The sequence below is a fragment of the Arthrobacter sp. Soil763 genome, from assembly GCF_001428365.1.
In the GTDB taxonomy this organism is placed as follows: Bacteria; Actinomycetota; Actinomycetes; order Actinomycetales; family Micrococcaceae; genus Arthrobacter.
In genome coordinates this window covers 148,417-165,071 of sequence record NZ_LMSH01000002.1, presented here as the reverse complement: position 1 = coordinate 165,071, position 16,655 = coordinate 148,417, and the positions used below count along the sequence as shown (strand labels likewise).

Here is a 16,655-nt window from a genome sequence, read left to right as displayed (position 1 = left end):
CATGGCAACCCAGTCCCGGTCCCTCCGGCGGGGCCTGCCGCGCGTGCCAGGCGGCGAGCCTTGGCCGCCCTCCGGCGACGCGCCCGCCCGTCTGGATTCCGCTGCCGCCGTTGCCGCTGGCGATGCGACGACGACGGCGGCGGCGGAGCCCGCCGCGACGCCCGCGCCGGATGCGGTCACGTCGATTAAGCCCACGCCGGATGCGGCCAGTTCGACGATGGCGGCGCCGGCTACGACGCCCGATGTGCCGGTTCTGGCGGAAAACGTTCCGGCGGACACACCATCGGCCGGAACTCCGGCTCCGGTGGCGGGCGTGCGGCAGCTTCGCCGCGGCCTGCCGCGGGTGCCCGGCGGCGAGCCGTGGCCACCGGCCGGCGCGGTGCCGGCAACGGCTCCGGTAGAACCTCCGGCTCCGGGTGCCGCGCCTTCGCAGGCTGAGCAGTCCACTGAGGCTCCGGCGGCCGTTGCCGCGGAAACGGAAGTTGCGGCGTCGGCGCCTGTCGAACCGGCCGTTGCACCGGCTGCCCAAACCCCGCCACCGTCGACGGCTGCGGGCAGCACCCCGCTTCGCCGCGGCCTCCCCCGCGTGCCCGGCGGCGAACCGTGGCCGCCGGCGGGGCTCGCTCCCCTGCACGCGGCCGCGAGCGCCGCTGAACCCGCGCCTGCCGCGCCGGCGCCCTCGAAGCCCGCGGGTGTCGGACCCGCGCCCGAACCTGCCGCCGTCGTGCCCGCGCCGGTACTGGCCGCCGTCGAACCCGCCCCGGCAGCCAAAGTCATGGAGCCCACGGTCCCCGCGGCGCCGGCACCTGCGGCCGCAACCAAAAAGCCCGCGGCGAAGCTTTACGGATCGCGGACCCTCGGCCAATGGGTCGGGCGCGTCGCGCTCCTCGCCGTCGGCGCCGTCGTCGTTGCCGGAATCCTGGTGCTCGCGGCGCGCGGGGTGACCACGCTGCCGGGCGTGCCCGCGTTCCTCGAGCGCTACCCAGGCGAATACCACCTGCCCGAGGTCGCCGAACCGGGTTTCCCGTGGTGGGCGCAGTGGTCGCACTTCCTGAACTTCTTCCTGATGGCGCTGATCATCCGCTCCGGCTACCAGGTGCGCACGCAGCAGAAACCGCCGGCGTACTGGACCCCGAAGCGCGGCGGCAAGAAGATCAGCATCACCCTGTGGCTGCACCAGAGCCTCGACGTCATCTGGCTGGCCAATGGCCTGCTGTTCGCGGTGCTGCTGTTCGCCTCCGGGCACTGGATGCGGATCGTCCCGACCAGCTGGGAGGTGTTCCCGAACGCGGCGTCCGCGCTCCTGCAGTACATGACGCTCGACTGGTCGGTGGAAAACGGGTGGGTGAACTACAACAGCCTGCAGCAGCTTATGTACTTCATCGTGGTGTTCATCGCGGCGCCGGTGGCGGCGCTCACCGGGGCGCGGATGAGCGAGTTCTGGCCCAAGAACGCGACGGCGCTGAACCGCATCTACCCGGTGGAGGCGGCGCGCGCGCTGCACTTCCCGACGATGCTCTTCTTCGTGGTCTTCATCCTCATCCACGTCTTCCTGGTCTTCGCCACCGGTGCGCTGCGGAACCTGAACCACATGTTCGCTGGCTCCGACCAGGTCAACTGGGTGGGGTTCTGGCTGTTCGCCGCCGCCATCGCCGTCACCGCGGCCGCCTGGTTTGCCGCCCGGCCCATCGTGCTCGCGCCGCTGGCCAGGCTGTTCGGCAAGGTGAGCAGCCGCTAGGCCCGGGCCTCCGCCGCCGACGTCGAGGCGGCCTCCCGGAGGCCGGGACGCGGCGGGGCCGCCGGTTCTACACTGGCGGGATGGAAGCGACGGTCCGCGGGGTGCCGGTGCATTACGTCGAGTCCGGCGGCGGGACGCCGGTCCTCGCCCTGCACGGCGTCGGGGTGGACCACCGGGAGATCGAGGGCGCCCTGGAACCGGTCTTCGCCGCCGCACCCGGCTTCAGGCGCCTGTACCCGGACCTTCCCGGGATGGGCCTCACCCCGGCACATGGCAGCTTGGCCGGCAACGACGACGTGCTGGACCTCCTGCTCGACTTCATCGACACCGTGATCGGCCCCGGCCCGCTGCTGGTCATCGGCCACTCCTACGGCGGATACCTGGCCCGGGCCATTGCCGAGCACCGGCCGGAGCAGGTGGTCGGCCTGGCGCTGGTCTGCCCGGTGGGCGCCAGCACCGGGGACGTGCCCGAGCACGAGGTACTGGTGTCCTCGCCCGGCCTGTCCGTGGACCTCGGCCCGGAGCTTGAGGCGTCCTACCGGGGCTACTTCGTGGTCCAGACGGCGGACACCCTGGACCGGTTCCGGGAAACCGTGGCCCCGGCCGCCCCGCTCGTGGACGAGTCCGGACTGGCGCGGATCTTTTCGCGCTGGGCGCTGCGCCGCCGGCCGGGACCGGGAGCGCCCTACGCGCAGCCGGTCCTCGTGCTGGCCGGACGGCAGGATTCCACCTCGGGCTTCGCGGGTCCGGCGGAGCTGGCCGGGCAGTACCCGCACTGCACCCTTGCGGTCCTGGACCGCGCCGGCCACGCCCTGCTGCATGAGCAGCCCGCCCTCGTGCAGGCCTTGATCGTCGAATGGCTGGCGCGGGCCCGTGAGGACGCCGGCAGTCCAGAGAGCCGGGGAGCGGGCAGCGGCTAGTCCGCGGGCCCCGCTCCGCCGGGCACACCGACGTCGATGGCAAAGGTCATAAAGGCGGGCGTCTCATAAGGGTGCGCGGCAAGGGCGGCGTTGACGACGGCGCTCCGCCGGGACCGCGGGTAAATGGCCTCGATCCGGGTTTCCGGGACCTCCTCGGGGGAACCGACGGCGCCGATGGCCGGGGTCGCGCCCGGCAGCGGCGTGAAGCGCCCGGTCCCCTCGGCGCTGAACGAGCAGTGCGAATAGTTGCCCAGCCGCCCCGCCCCGGCATCGCCGATGGCCTGGCGGACAGCCTGCGCCGCCACGGTGGGGACATAAATGACCAGACAGTCCATCGGTTCCATGGCTGAAAGTCTGGCACGGCCGGCCCCGGGCTGGGGACCCGTGGGAGGCCACTTCAGCGCCCGGCGCGCCTACGATGGAGCTCCGATGACCCGCCAGTTGCCGGAACCGCCAACCCGAGGAGCACTAATGTCGCTGAGCAAGGGAACGTCCGTGGAGTGGAACACGCCGCAGGGGCCCACCCACGGCAAGATCGTGGAGGAGAAGGTCAGCGACTTCGAGTTGGACGGCAGTACCCACCGGGCCAGCCAGGACGAACCGCAGTACATCGTCGAATCGGACAAGACCGGCGCCAGGGCGGCGCACAAGGCCTCGGCCCTGACCGAGAAGAAGTAGTTCCCGCGGGCCCGGTCTACGGCGCGAGGCCGGTGCGCCCGGCCGGGGCCTCGACCCCGGATCCGGCGTGAGCGGGTCCCAGCAGCGACAGCTGCCGCTTGACCTGGTCAAGCTCCACCTGAAGCTGGTCCACCGTGGCCCGGTACTTGGCGAAGGCCGCCGCCCGGCGCTTCGCCGCGACGTAGTTGATGACGGCGGCGAGGACCGCCAGCGGGAAGGCCAGCAGCAGCGCCCAGCCGGAGGCTCCCAGGAAGTCCAGCGCGACGGGAAGTGCCTCCTTGAAGGCCAGGAAGTCGTTCACCCCGCCGACCACGCCGTTAAGGGCCGCGTCCAGGGGTTGCAGAAACTGCCCGACGACGGGCGTGCCCTCCAGGGACGGGGCGGTCAGGCGCTGCGTTCCCCCGGCGGACCAGCGCGGATCGCCGAAATGGTTCAGGACGTAGATCCCGGCGGCCGCGTTGAGGGCGGCGAAGAGCAGGACGGCACCCACCGCGGTGCTGTGCAGCTTGCGCGGACGCCAGAGCCCGGCCGCGAGCGCAAACACAGCGGCCACAACCCACGGAAAGAGTCGGAGGTTGTCGAGGCTCATGCCGCCCAGTAAATCCAAGAAAAATCCTGCCTAGCCGTTAAAGGGAGACCCGTCCCGGGCCAGAAGCGAGCCTACCCCGCCGCCCCGGGTTCCGCGCGTCGTCCTGCCAAGGACGCCCCAAAGAAAACCGTGTCCGCGCGGGCCGGTTCTCACTACACTGGAACGCATGACCGAGCAGGAACCGGTCCCGCCGCGGACGGCCGTGGCCGACGGCGGCGCCGGTCCCGGGGACACTGCCCCCGCCCCGTTCCAACGCAGCCCGGAGCAGCGGTCCCGCACCTTCACCGGAATCCTGGTGAACACGGGCCTGGCCAACATCACCACCAGCTACCTCTGGTTTGCCCTGACCTTCTGGGTGTACCTGGAGACGCGGAACGTAATCGCCACCGGCGTCGTCGGCGGGGCGTACATGCTGCTCATTGCGCTCTCCAGCATCAGTTTCGGCACCTACGTGGACCGATACCGCAAGCTGGCGGTGATGCGCTTCGCGGCCGCCTTCACCCTGGTGATGTTCGTTCTCGCCGGTGTCCTGTTCCTGCTGGTCCCGGGCGAACGGCTGCTGGACCTGACGCAGCCGTGGTTCTGGGTCTTTACCCTGATCATCCTGATCGGTGCCGTAGTGGAGAACATGCGCAACATCGCGCTCTCGACGACGGTCACCATCCTGATCGAGCCGGAACGCCGGGCCAACGCCAACGGGCTGGTGGGCATGGTGCAGGGGCTGATGTTCATCGTCACCTCAGTGCTCTCCGGGCTGTCCGTGGGGCTGATCGGCATGGGCGGGTCGATCGCCGTCGCCCTCATCCTCACCGCGCTGGCGTTCGCGCACCTGCTCACCCTGCGCATGCCCGAAGAGGCGCAGGCGGCCGGCACCGACGCGCAGGGCGGCTTCGACCTCCGCGGCTCGCTCGCGGCGGTCCGGGCCATCTCCGGGCTGTTCGCGCTGATCGTGTTCTCCACGTTCAACAACTTCATCGGCGGCGTCTACATGGCGCTGATGGACCCCTACGGGCTGGAGATGTTCCCGGTGGAGCTGTGGGGCGCGTACTTCGCGGTCGGCGCCACCGGCTTCATCATCGGCGGCGCGCTGATCAACAGGTTCGGGCTCGGCGCCAACCCGCTGCGGACCATGCTGTACGCCGTGATCCTGATGGGGATCCTTGGCGCCGTGTTCACGCTGCGGGAGTGGGCATGGTTGTACATCGCCGGGATCTGGCTCTACCTGGTGCTGGTGCCGTTCGTGGAAGCCGCCGAACAGACGGTGATCCAACGCGTGGTCCCGCTGGAGCGGCAGGGCCGGGTGTTCGGCTTCGCGATGGCGTTCGAGTCCGCGGCCGCCCCGGTCACCTCGTTCCTCATCGCCCCGATCGCCCAGGTGTGGATCATCCCGTTTGCGCGGTCCGCCGACGGCGCCGCCCTCCTGGCGCCGCTGCTCGGCGAGGGCACCTCCCGCGGCATCGCCCTGGTGTTCCTGGTCGCCGGGCTGATCATGGTCGCCGCCGCGGCGCTGGCGTTCCTAACCCCGGTCTACCGGCGGGTTTCGGCGTCGTACGCCCACCCGGACGCGCAGGCGGGCGCCGCACCGGCGTGACGGCGCCGGTGCCGGAACCGTACTGGGCCGGTACCCAAAAAAGCTCATCATGCTTACTATTGAGGCTCCGGCCGCCAGTCAGCCGTGCGCTGGAGAACCGCACTAGCCAAGGAGTGCCGATGTCGCTGAGCAAGGGAACACCCGCCGAGGGCAACTTCACGGGGAGGCGCCACCACGACGTCGTCATTATCGGCGGCGGCAACGCCGGCGTCTCGCTGGCGGGCCGCCTCCAGCGCTACGGGGTGGAGGATGTGGCCGTGGTCGAACCCGCGGCGGAGCACCGCTACCAGCCGCTGTTCTCCCACATCGCCGGCGGGCGGGCCAACGCCTCCTCCGCCGTCCGCGCCCAGGCCGCCGTCATGCCGAGGGGCGTGGACTGGATCCAGGACGGCGCAGTGGGAGTAGACCCCGCCGCCAAGACGGTGAACCTGGCCTCCGGCGGCCAGCTGGGATACGGCCAGCTGGTGGTCTGCCCGGGGATGCAGCTGGATTGGGACAAGATCCCGGGCCTCGCCGAGGCCGTTCGTTCGCCGTCCGGCGCCTCCCACTACGAGCTGGACCTGGCGACCAAGGCCTGGACGCTGCTGAAGGGCCTCAAGGCGGGGACCGCCGTTTTCACCATGCCCTCCGGCCCCATCAAATGCGGCGGCGCGGCGCAGAAGCCGATGTACCTAGCCTGCGATTACTGGCGCAAGCAGGGGGTCCTGCAGGACATCCGGGTGGTGATGGTGCAGCCCACCGCGACGGTGTTCGGCGTGCCGGGAGTGGATGAGGAGCTGAACCGCACGATCGCCGAGTACGGCATCGAGCTACGGCTGAACAGCGAAGTGGTCACCGTGGCGCCCGGGGCCCAAACCGTCCTGATCAAAAACAACGGCACCGGCCTCGCCGAGGAACTGCACTACGACGTGCTCAACGCCGTCCCGCCGCAGTCGGCGCCGGACTGGCTGAAGGCCACCGACCTGCCCGCCCCGGGCGACGCCGGCGGGTTTGTGGAGGTGGACCCGCAGTCGCTCCGGCACGTGCGTTTCCCGGACATCTGGTCGCTGGGCGATGCCGCAGCCACCACCAACTCCAAGTCCGGTGGCGCGTTGCGGAAGCAGGCCAAGGTCCTTGCCAAGAACCTGGTCGCGGCCCGGGAGGGACAGCCGCTCCCGGAAAAATACGACGGCTACTCTGTCTGCCCCTTCACGGTGTCCCGTTCAACGGTGGTCTTCGCTGAGTTCGGCGACCAGTACCAGCCCATGCCGTCGATTCCCAAGGTGCCGACGTGGAAAGAGAGCCGCGCCTCCTGGGTCGTGGACCGCAACATCTTCCCGCAGGTCTACTGGAACCTGATCCTGAAGGGCCGCGCGTAGCGGCGAAAATGGCCCCGGGCCAACCGCGACCCGAGCAACCCAGTTTTACTTAGGCAAGCCTTAGCTAATAAAGTCTTCCGGGTGACAACCCAAGCTGACCTCGCGCGAGTACCCTTCGCCTCCGAGCTGGCGGCCCATGGGGACCGGCCCGCCGTCCTTACCGCCGAGGGGACCCTGAGCTACCGGGAGCTCGCTGCCCGCGTCGATGACCTTGCCGACCGGCTGGGGACCGAACGGCGCCTCGTGGCGCTCGTCGCCTCGAACGACGTCGAATCGCTCGTCGCGTACCTGGCCGCGCTGGCGGCGGGCCACCCGCTCATCATCCTTCCCGACGACAAACCCGCAGCCCTGCAGTCCCTCGTCTCCGCGTACGACCCCGACGTCGTGGTGCACACCGGCGGCTCCGTCATTGAAGAACGCCGCCCGGGAACCGTGCACACCCTGCACCCGGATCTCGCCCTGATGCTCAGCACCTCGGGTTCCACCGGCTCGCCCAAGCTGGTCCGGCTCTCGCACGAGAACCTGCAGTCCAACGCCGAGTCGATCGCCGAGTACCTCGGCATCGGCGCCGAGGACCGGGCCATCACCACCCTCCCCATGTCCTACTGCTACGGGCTCTCCGTCATCAACAGCCACCTGCTGCAGGGCGCCGGGCTGGTTCTGACCGACCTCTCCGTGGTGGATCCGTGCTTCTGGGAGCTTTTCCGCCGCCACGAGGCAACCTCCTTCGCCGCCGTGCCGTACACCTTTGAACTGCTGGAACGGGTGGGGTTTGCCGACATGGACCTGCCCACCCTCCGGTACGTCACACAGGCCGGCGGCCGGCTCGCGCCGGAACACGTCCTCAACTACTGCGAGCTCGGCCGGCGGCGCGGCTGGGACCTGTTCGTCATGTACGGGCAAACCGAAGCCACGGCCCGGATGGCGTACCTGCCCCCGGAACTCACGGACACCGTCCCGGGCGCCATCGGCGTCCCGGTGCCCGGCGGCTCGTTCCGGATCGACCCGGTTGCCGGCCTGGACCACGGCGAACTGGTCTACACCGGCCCCAACGTCATGCTCGGCTATGCCGAAACACCGGCGGACCTTGCGGCCGGCCGGACCATCGATGAGCTCCGCACCGGGGACCTTGCCCGGCAGCACCCCGCCGGAGTGTACGAAATCGTGGGTCGGCGCAGCCGGTTCATCAAGGTTGTCGGTTTGCGGATTGACCTCGGGCAGGTGGAGCGGATGCTGGCCGACCTCGGTGTGGCCGCGGCCAGCGCGGGGACGGACCAAGGCCTCACCGTCGCCGTCGAGGGCGACCAGGACACCGGGTTGCTGCGGAAGGTCCTGGCGGAGAGCCTTGGGGTGCCCCGCGCCGCGGTAGCCGTGCACGCCGTCGAGCAGCTCCCGCGGCTGGCCAGCGGCAAGCTCGATTACCAGGCTGTTCTGGCCTTGTCCGCGCCCGCCACACCCCCGCCGCCGTCGACGTCGGCCGCTCGACAGGGCAGTGACAAGGTCAAAAGCATCTTCGAGGACACCCTTGAGGTCGCCGACGTCGGCGACGCTGACACGTTCGTGTCGCTCGGCGGCGACTCCCTGTCCTACGTCGCGGCATCGGTCCGGCTTGAGCAGATGCTCGGTCATTTGCCGGCCGATTGGCATGTGACCCCTGTCGGGGCCTTGGAACGGCGTGAGCGCAATGTCCCCGCCCCGTCGGCCCGCGCCCCGCGGCGGTGGTTCGCCCGACTGGAAACCAGCATTGCGCTCCGGGCCTTTGCGATCGTCTGCATCGTCAGCACACACGTCGGTCTCTTCCATTGGCAGGGCACGGCGCATGTGCTGATGGCGGTTGCCGGATTCAATTTCGCCCGCTTTCAGCTCTCCGGAGCGCGGGTCCCCCGGCTGCGGCGGCAGCTGACCAGCCTCGCCAGGGTAGTCGTGCCGAGCGTGCTGTTCATCGCCGCCGCGTACCTGCTGACCGATAACTACACTCCGGCGAACATTTTGCTCCTGAATGCAGTCATTGGGCCAGAGGAGGTGACCACCCAGTGGCACTTCTGGTTCATTGAGGTGCTGGTCTACATCCTTGTGGCCATGACGGCATTGCTCGCCATCCCCTGGGCGGACCGCGCCGAACGGACATTCCCGCTCCTGTTTCCGCTGGTGGTCACCGGCGCGGGCCTGCTCACCCGCTATGAGCTCGTCGACCCCGGTGTCCCCAATACGGCGCCGGCGCTGTGGCTCTTTGGCCTGGGCTGGGCCGTGGCCAAGTGCAGGAACCCGGCCCACCGGCTGGCCGTTTCCGCCATCGCGGCCCTCACCATCCCCGGGTTTTTCGAGGATCCGAACCGGGAGTGGACCCTGCTGGCGGGCATTCTGCTGCTGACCTGGCTGCCCAGCGTTCCGGCCCCGCGGGGGCTGCGGCGCCTGACGGTGCTGCTGGCCAGCGCGTCGCTGTATGCCTACCTGGTCCACTGGCTGGTTTACCCGCCCCTGCTGCAGCTCCACCCCGCCGCGGCGGTGGCCGGTTCACTGGCCGCAGGGGCGGCGTATTGGGCCCTCTCGATGCGGGTGATGACCGGACTGGGCCGGCTGCGGCCCAGGTGGTCGGGGCGAGCCGGGCAACGGCAGGCCGCACCCGACGTCGTCCGCTAGCCGGCGCTGAACGGCCTACGTGGCCCAGTCGCCGTCGCCGAAGGCCCGGCCGCGGAAGTGCGCGCGGAGGTACTCTCCGACGACGGCGGCGCCCAGGTCCCCGGTGTCCGGCGCCACCACCCGGCCGTCGACCCGCCGGGCCAGCTTCTGGATGAAGCGTTCCAGCCCGGGGTCGTGGCCCAGCCGGAAGAACGTCGCCTGCACCCCGGCGCGGCCCAGCCGGTCCAGCTCGGCGACCGTGACGCGGATGGTCTCGGGGTCCGGCGGATAGTTGAACCACGAGTCGCCGTCGGCCAGCAGGTGCGCGGTGGGCTCGCCGTCGGTCACCACCAGCAGCACCGGCTGCATGGACGGATGCTTGCGGAAGAACCTGCCCGCCAGCAGCAGCCCGTGGTGCAGGTTGGTGCCCTGTTCGCGCAGCGCCGGCAGGGCCGTGAGCTCACCGATGTCCATGGACTGCGCGTACCGGCCGAACGTGATCAGCTGCAGCCGGTCGCCGCGGAACTTAGTGGACACGAGGTGGTGCAGGGCCAGCGCGGTGCGTTTCATCGGCACCCAGCGCCCCTCCGCGGCCATCGAGAAGGAGACATCGACCAGCAGCGCGACGGCGGCCTGGGTGCGGGCCTCGGTCTCGGTCACCTCGATGTCGTCCACGGCCAGGCGTAGGCCGCGGCGCGGGTCGCCGCCGTCGGCGATGGTGCGGCGGATCGCGTTGGTGATGGTCCGGGTGACGTCCCAGGGCTCGGCGTCGCCGAACTCCCACGGCCTGCTGGAACCGGTCGGCTCCCCCGCGGCGCCGGCCATCCGGGTGTCCCGGCGGCCCTGCCGGCCGGAGAGCTGCTTGGCGGTGTCCCGCAGCAGCGACCGGCCCAGCCGGCGCATGGCCTGCGGCGAGAGCTTCAGGTCCCCGTCGGCGCCGCGCTGCAGGAACCCGCCGTCGTGCATGGCCTTCTCAATCTCCGCGAGCGTCCGCGCCGAGACGGCCGCGTCCTGCCCCAGTTGGCGGGCCAGGGCCTCCAGGTCCAGGTCATCCAGGCGGGAGCCGTTGTAGGACTGGGAGAGCTGCTCGGCGAGTTCGTCCAGTTCGGCGAGGTCCTGCAGTACGCCGGTGCCGTCGCCAAGGCCGAGCCCCTCCTCGCCGTTGAACTGCTCGGAGCCGGACCAGTCTTCGCCGGGGCGCAGGGCCTGCAGGTTCGCATCGATTTGGCCCAGCTGTGCCATAAGCTCCGGCGAGCCGAACGCCTGGGCGGAGAGCTGCGTCAGTTCCTCGCGCTGCTCGGCGGACATGGAGCGCAGCATCCGCTGGGCGGCGGCCGCGCGCTCGGCGAGCGCGTCGATCAGCTCCTCGACCGACTGCGGGTTCTCCGGGAAGAACTCGCCGTGCTTGGCCATGAAGGCCTGGAAGTCCGCGTCCGTGTACTCGCCGCGGCGGTGCTTGTCGAGCAGCTCGTTGAGGTCGCCCAGCATCTCGGCGACGGCGGCGCGGTCCTCCTCGGTGGCGCCCTCGAGCGCCTGCTTCATGCCGGCGAAGCGCTGGTCCAGGATCTCCCGGCCAAGCAGGTCCTTGATCTGTTCGTAGGCTTCCCGGGCGGTGCTGGACTGCCAGTCGTAGGAGGCGAGTTCGTTGACCGCCGCGGCCGTGGACGTTGGCAGGTTCTGCAGCTGCATCTCGCGGAAGGCGCGGTCCGTGTCGTCCATCCGGACGTCGCGGGCCAGCTGCTTGCGCTCCTCCAGCACCGCGGTCTCCAGCAGCTTCTGGACCTCGTTGAGCGTCCCGTCCAGCTTGTGCCGGCCCAGCAGGTCCTTGCGCCGCTGCTGCACCCGGCCGGCCAGCTCGTCGAGGCCTTCCCGGTTCCGGCCGCCGCGGCGCAGGTACTCCTGCAGGGCGTGCCGCGGCGAGTACCCGGCCATCACGTCCTCGGCGACGGCGTCGAGCGCCTCCGTCAGGTCCACCGGCGGCGCGAGCGGATCGGGCCCGCCCGCGTACCGGCTGTACCGGGACCGGTGGTGAACACTCATGGCGGCCTCCTTAGCCTTAGCGGCGCCTAGCCGTAGACGGTGGCTTCGTCGTCGGAGTCCTTGGAGATCCGACGGGCGAGGTAGAGGCCTTCGAGGGCCAGCTCGACGGCGGCGGCGCGCTGTCCGTCGTTGGTGGCGCCCAGGCGCTCACCGATCTCGTCGTAGAGGCTCGATCCGTTGAGCGACGGGAGACCCTCCAGGAACTCCCGCGCGGTGACCAGTTCCCCGGTGGTGACCGTGGTGTGGCCGTCCAGGGCGGCGACGAGGTCGCCCATGTCGAGGCCGTGGAAGTGCGCCCGCACGGCCTCCGCGGTGGCCATCCGCAGCAGGTGGTCCAGAATGTCCTGCTCCCGCCCTTCCTCACCGGATTCGAACTCGATCTTCCCGGCGAGGACCTCCACCGCGGCGTCGAGGTCGATGATCCGGGCCACGGCCTCGTCCTCGCCGCGCACGCTGGCCCGGCGCAGGGCAGCGGCGGCGACGGTCTCGGCGCCGGCAATGGCGAACCGGGCGGATACCCCGGACGTCTGGTTGATCGCCGGGGACTCCCGCAGCGCCCGTGTGTAGCGGGCCAGGATCTCCAGGATGACGGGCGGGACGCCGGCCACCAGGTGGCCCTCCTGCCGGATGACGGCCACCTCGTCGTCGAGCTCGATCGGGTAGTGGGTGCGGATTTCGGCGCCGAAGCGGTCCCGCAGCGGCGTGATGATCCGGCCCCGGTTGGTGTAGTCCTCCGGGTTGGCTGAGGCGACCACCAGGACGTCCAGCGGCAGCCGCAGCACGTAGCCGCGGATCTGGATGTCGCGCTCCTCCATCACGTTGAGCATGGAGACCTGGATCCGCTCGGCGAGGTCGGGGAGTTCGTTGATGGCGATGATGCCGCGGTTGGAGCGCGGGACCAGGCCGTAATGGATGGTTTCCGGGTCGCCCAGGCGGCGGCCCTCAGCTACCCGCATCGGGTCGACGTCGCCGATCAGGTCCGCGACGGAGGTGTCCGGCGTCGCGAGCTTCTCGACGTACCGTTCCGAACGGTGCCGCCACGCCACCCGGAGCCGGTCCCCCTCGGTGAGGGCCAGGGCGCGGGAGTGCTCGGTGATGGGTTCGTAGGGGTGTTCGTTCAGTTCCGAGTCCTCGATCACCGGCGACCACTCGTCCAGCAGCCCGGCCAGGGTGCGCAGGAGCCGGGTCTTGCCCTGGCCGCGTTCGCCGAGCAGGACGACGTCGTGCCCGGCGAGCAGGGCGCGTTCCAGCTGGGGCAGGACGGTCCGGCTGAAGCCATACATCCCGGGCCAGGGGTCTCGGCCGACGGCGAGCGCGGCCAGCAGGTTGTCGCGGATTTCGCGGCGCAGGTCCTTGTGGACGTGGCCGGCGGCACGCAGTTCACCAACAGTGAAGATTTCGGGGCGATCACTCACTCCTCCACCGTAGACCTGCACCCGGCGGGGAATCGAGGGATTTTCGGAAGATTCCTCCGCACTGGGCCTTGGTGCGGACGTAGGGTTGATAGCGATGGCTACAGCAACCGAATCAACTCCTCCCCCGGCCCCCGCGAGTCCGGCCACCCTCCTGCTCCTGGTGCGCCACGGCCAGACGCCGACGACGGGCTCGGTCCTGCCGGGCCGGGCGCCGGGGCTGCACCTGTCCGACCGCGGCCGGGAGCAGGCCGAACGCGTCGCGGACCGGCTCGCCGGGCTGCCGGTGGATGCCCTCTACTCCTCGCCGCTGGAGCGCGCCTGCGAGACGGCGGAGCCGACGGCGGCCCGCACCGGGTTGGCGGTAAAGCACGACGACGGGTTGCTGGAGTGCGATTTCGGAGGCTGGACCGGCTCCGCGATCGCGGAGCTGGCGGCGCTGCCGGAGTGGCAGACCGTGCAGCACAGTCCGTCCGAGTTCCGCTTCCCGGATGGCGAGAGCTTCCCGGAGATGCAGTCCCGGATTGTCGGCGCGATGGAGGCGCTGCGGGATGCCCACGCCGGCGGCGTGGTGGTGTGCTTCTCGCACGCCGACCCCATCAAGGCCGCGGTGGCGAACGCCCTCGGCACGCCGCTGAACCTGTTCCAGCGCATCTTCATCAGCCCGGGGTCCGTGTCCGCCATCTCCTATACGGACGGCCAGGACCCTGCGGTGCTGATGGTGAATTCGACGGCGGAACCGCTCAGTGCGCTGAGGCCGTCATGACCGTGTTTCTGGAGCGACCGTGCCCGGCCGCGAACTGACCCTCCTGACCGAGGGCAGCGTCGAACTGCTCGGTCTGATTCCGCGCAGCAGCAACCAGACGTTCCTGGTCCAGGTCACCTGTGGCGAGGAGGAGGGGTACGCGGTCTACAAGCCGGAGGCCGGCGAACGCCCGCTCTCCGACTTCGAGCCGGGGCTCTACAAGCGCGAACGCGCCGCCTACCTGCTGAGCGAGTCGCTGGGCTGGGGTTTCGTGCCGCCCACGGTGGTCCGCGAGGACGCTCCCCTGGGCGGCGGCTCGCTGCAGTGGTTCATCGAGAGCGACTTCCAGCAGCACTACTTCACCCTGTTCGAGGACTCCCCCGAGACCCACGCCGAGCTGGCCCGGATCGCCCTCTTCGACTTCGTCGCCAACAACACCGACCGCAAGAGCGGCCACGTGCTGCGCGGCGACGACGGCCGGATCTGGGGCATCGACCACGGGCTGTTCTTCTCCGCAGCGTTCAAGCTCCGCACCGTGATCTGGGACTTCGCCGGCGAGCCCATCCCCGAGGCCCTGCTGGCGGACATCGCCCCGCTTGCCGAGGCCGTGCCCGCCGAGCTGGCCGAGCTGCTCGACGCCGACGAGGTCACCGCCCTGCAGCGACGGGTGCAGCGGATGCTGGTGGCCGGGTCGCTGCCGGTGGACCGGACGGGCATGCGGTACCCCTGGCCGCTTGTGTAAGCGCCCGGTCGTGCGCGTCTCCAAGACGGCCGCACGCAGTGAGTTTAATTATCCTACTTATCTCGCGGTAGTCTCTGTAGGTCATAATCGCTAGGCAGGGGGGAACGTGGATCCACAGGCGTCCTTTGCCGATGCACAAGCGTTGTCAACATGCTTGGCGATAGAAGGTTTCCTGCTGGCCACCGTGAGCCTTGCCGGCACCTTGGGCTCCGCGGGACGGCGAAGAGTAGCCAAACTGCCGATTCCTGCCTCAGCCATAGCGCTGAGCGCTTCGGCGCTCTGCTGCCTTCTAGGGACCGCCGCCCTCGCTTCCTGGATCGGCCTGTACGGGACTGGGGACTTGCTGCCCTTCAGGCAGTTGTGGATAGCTCTCATGTTGCTGTTGGCAGTGGTCTTACAGCCAGTTATCGCGGTCCTACTGGCCCTGGGCACGAGATCCGAGGACTGACGTGGCCAGGTTCAAAATCCCCGCGGATCTGCGCGATACGGCCAAGGAAATTGCCGCAAAGAAGTGGTTCAAGACGAAGCAAAGTCAACGAAAAGCTTGGTTCTCTGCCATCGATGACTACATCGCCCACTTGGAAGGCTTCTCAGGTGGAGAGAAGGCTGAGAACAAGAGCGTGGCCGCTATGCTTGCCGTGGCGGTCCATACTGAATACTCGCTGGCGGATCACGTAGTAGACAAAATTGGCGCTTCAGTGTCAGACCCAGATGCTTGGATGAAGATGTGCACCGCAGCCGCTTGGGTGATCATGCAAGAGTACCGAAACGATGTGGAAAGGGGGGACTGGCCCGCATGAATTCTCAACCGCACGCGCTTCGAGCACTTTCGGACGACGATCTACAGGCCCGATCCGCCCAGCTCTATAAACTTGCCGCTGACTTAGGCGCCAGTTTGCGAGAAGAAGTGCCCGTGTCTAGTGGTTCCATACAGCCCCCGGACATTAGTGACAAGCTCGAAGAGGCAATACGCCGCAGCCTCGAAGATGAGATTGTCCCCATCTCCCAGATTCGGCATGGTGGAATCGACGACAGCGAAGTCGACCGCGAAGTTATTAAAAAGGCTCTAGTTAGTCTTAAGCTCGCGACTCTTCGGAAGATTGCTCGAGCTGAAGGTGCCGCGGCAAGCGGCAGCCAAGAGGATGTGGCTACGAGAATCGCCCAGCGCTATAGCTGGGACCGGGTGGCGGTAGCGCGCCTGATTCTGGCGAATGAGGACGAGCCGTCCATAGAACGCGGGCACGTGAGCCGAGTCTTTCCCTTGGAAGAGGATATCGATGTCCCCGCGGCACGCCAGCGACTTTCCTCCGTGATTGGGCGTTACATTCGGATCGGCGTGGCCCGATGGTTCCTTTTTGACAAGTGCCTAAATCTGGATGAAAGCCTAGAGATCCAAGGAACTTATAAGACGTACCAGGCGGCTGTCGAGGAACGCTTCGCAGCTGCAAGTCTGGCCGCTACGCCGCACGAATCGAGCGTTCGGATCCTGCTTGGCCGAAACGCTTCTTTGCGAATTGAAGGAGCCTCTGCCGTTCCGGCAAAGGCTGCTGTAAACGCGTTTGAAGTTATTACCGGGAATGAATCAAAGGGATATCTTCCTCTTGCAGACAAGAAGTCCACAGGAACTCCCGGAAAGCTTCACCCGACCTCAGAGTTCTTGCTGGATCTGCTCGAAAATCGACTTATCGGTTCGGAGCTCAATGACATTAATTTGACCGTTGCACGGTTCAACGTGCGCCCTGGGGGTGAAACTCGTAGCCTTCGGACCGTTGGCGAAAGGCGCCCTGAGCTCAAGGCAGTACGCTTTGAAGGACAGCATCTTCTGGACTCGGTTGCTGCCTGTCGCTTACTGACGCTGGAGAGCCGCCCCCTCGTGGAGGTAGCATTCCACGCTTCGATTCGGGGCGAGGGAAGCGGCATAGTCGGACGTTTTCCGGTCCGGATTACTATGGAAACAGACCACGTCGCAGTTCAAACTGGTCTCGGCGAAAGTGAACATGAGCTTTCGCTACGAGTGCATAAATTGGTTGTAGAGGCATGCTCAGACGCCCTCACTACGGGAAATCTGGATTCGGATCGCCTTGATTTGCTGATTAGTCGCATGCGAGCACGTGCTGAATCAAAAGAGGCACCAGAAGTCGCTGACATATTTTCTGTGGAGACAGAAAATCCCTTGGAGCACGACACAGCGGATTAGCGTCTGGACTTAACTTCGCAGAGGGA

At 68.4% G+C, this 16,655-nt stretch carries 14 protein-coding genes; 10 read left to right on the top strand and 4 right to left on the bottom strand.

What is annotated here, in order from left to right; translation table 11 throughout:
* Position 1 precedes the first annotated feature (1 nt).
* Positions 2-1,738 carry a cytochrome b/b6 domain-containing protein gene (locus ASG71_RS04305; protein WP_056737481.1) on the top strand — a complete coding sequence of 579 codons (1,737 nt, stop codon included), beginning with the start codon at positions 2-4 and terminating at the stop codon, positions 1,736-1,738.
* A gap of 80 nt (positions 1,739-1,818) precedes the next feature.
* Positions 1,819-2,658 carry an alpha/beta fold hydrolase gene (locus ASG71_RS04300; protein WP_056737480.1) on the top strand — a complete coding sequence of 280 codons (840 nt, stop codon included), beginning with the start codon at positions 1,819-1,821 and terminating at the stop codon, positions 2,656-2,658.
* Here ASG71_RS04300 and ASG71_RS04295 read toward each other — a convergent pair.
* Positions 2,655-3,002: a hypothetical protein gene (locus ASG71_RS04295; RefSeq protein ID WP_056737479.1), complete on the bottom strand. Its 348-nt coding sequence runs from the start codon at positions 3,000-3,002 to the stop codon at positions 2,655-2,657. The genes ASG71_RS04300 and ASG71_RS04295 overlap by 4 nt on opposite strands.
* 127 nt (positions 3,003-3,129) lie before the next feature.
* Here ASG71_RS04295 and ASG71_RS04290 point away from each other — a divergent pair, with 127 nt between their 5' ends.
* A complete protein-coding gene (locus ASG71_RS04290) occupies positions 3,130-3,336 on the top strand; it encodes a DUF2945 domain-containing protein (RefSeq protein WP_056737478.1) in 207 nt (68 codons plus the stop codon).
* A gap of 16 nt (positions 3,337-3,352) precedes the next feature.
* Here the strand turns inward: ASG71_RS04290 and ASG71_RS04285 are convergent, their stop codons facing one another.
* Entirely contained in the window at positions 3,353-3,925 is a 573-nt protein-coding gene (locus ASG71_RS04285) for a hypothetical protein (protein WP_056737477.1), read from the bottom strand.
* A gap of 166 nt (positions 3,926-4,091) precedes the next feature.
* On the opposite strand from ASG71_RS04285, the gene ASG71_RS04280 reads away from it, so the two are divergent.
* The 3 genes from ASG71_RS04280 (at position 4,092) to ASG71_RS04270 (ending at position 9,514) form a co-directional block, all read left to right on the top strand.
* Positions 4,092-5,516, top strand: coding sequence for an MFS transporter (locus tag ASG71_RS04280; RefSeq protein WP_056737476.1), 1,425 nt, complete (start codon positions 4,092-4,094; stop codon positions 5,514-5,516).
* 119 nt (positions 5,517-5,635) lie between these two features.
* Entirely contained in the window at positions 5,636-6,874 is a 1,239-nt protein-coding gene (locus ASG71_RS04275) for an NAD(P)/FAD-dependent oxidoreductase (RefSeq protein WP_056737475.1), read from the top strand.
* An 81-nt stretch (positions 6,875-6,955) separates the two neighbouring features.
* Positions 6,956-9,514 carry an AMP-binding protein gene (locus ASG71_RS04270; protein ID WP_056737474.1) on the top strand — a complete coding sequence of 853 codons (2,559 nt, stop codon included), beginning with the start codon at positions 6,956-6,958 and terminating at the stop codon, positions 9,512-9,514.
* Positions 9,515-9,529: 15 nt separating this feature from the next.
* Here the strand turns inward: ASG71_RS04270 and ASG71_RS04265 are convergent, their stop codons facing one another.
* Positions 9,530-11,533, bottom strand: coding sequence for a vWA domain-containing protein (locus ASG71_RS04265; protein WP_056737473.1), 2,004 nt, complete (start codon positions 11,531-11,533; stop codon positions 9,530-9,532).
* Positions 11,534-11,559: 26 nt separating this feature from the next.
* A complete protein-coding gene (locus ASG71_RS04260) occupies positions 11,560-12,948 on the bottom strand; it encodes a sigma 54-interacting transcriptional regulator (protein ID WP_056737472.1) in 1,389 nt (462 codons plus the stop codon).
* Between the two features lie 94 nt (positions 12,949-13,042).
* On the opposite strand from ASG71_RS04260, the gene ASG71_RS04255 reads away from it, so the two are divergent.
* From ASG71_RS04255 to ASG71_RS16560, 4 genes are all read left to right on the top strand, one after another.
* Complete coding sequence (locus ASG71_RS04255) at positions 13,043-13,711, top strand: MSMEG_4193 family putative phosphomutase (protein WP_056737471.1); 669 nt, start codon at positions 13,043-13,045, stop codon at positions 13,709-13,711.
* Between the two features lie 19 nt (positions 13,712-13,730).
* Positions 13,731-14,432 carry an SCO1664 family protein gene (locus tag ASG71_RS04250; protein WP_056737470.1) on the top strand — a complete coding sequence of 234 codons (702 nt, stop codon included), beginning with the start codon at positions 13,731-13,733 and terminating at the stop codon, positions 14,430-14,432.
* A gap of 449 nt (positions 14,433-14,881) precedes the next feature.
* Positions 14,882-15,232, top strand: coding sequence for a hypothetical protein (locus ASG71_RS04240; protein ID WP_056737468.1), 351 nt, complete (start codon positions 14,882-14,884; stop codon positions 15,230-15,232).
* Complete coding sequence (locus ASG71_RS16560; RefSeq protein WP_157366217.1) at positions 15,229-16,629, top strand: hypothetical protein; 1,401 nt, start codon at positions 15,229-15,231, stop codon at positions 16,627-16,629. The genes ASG71_RS04240 and ASG71_RS16560 overlap by 4 nt, the downstream gene beginning before the upstream one ends.
* Positions 16,630-16,655: the final 26 nt, after the last annotated feature.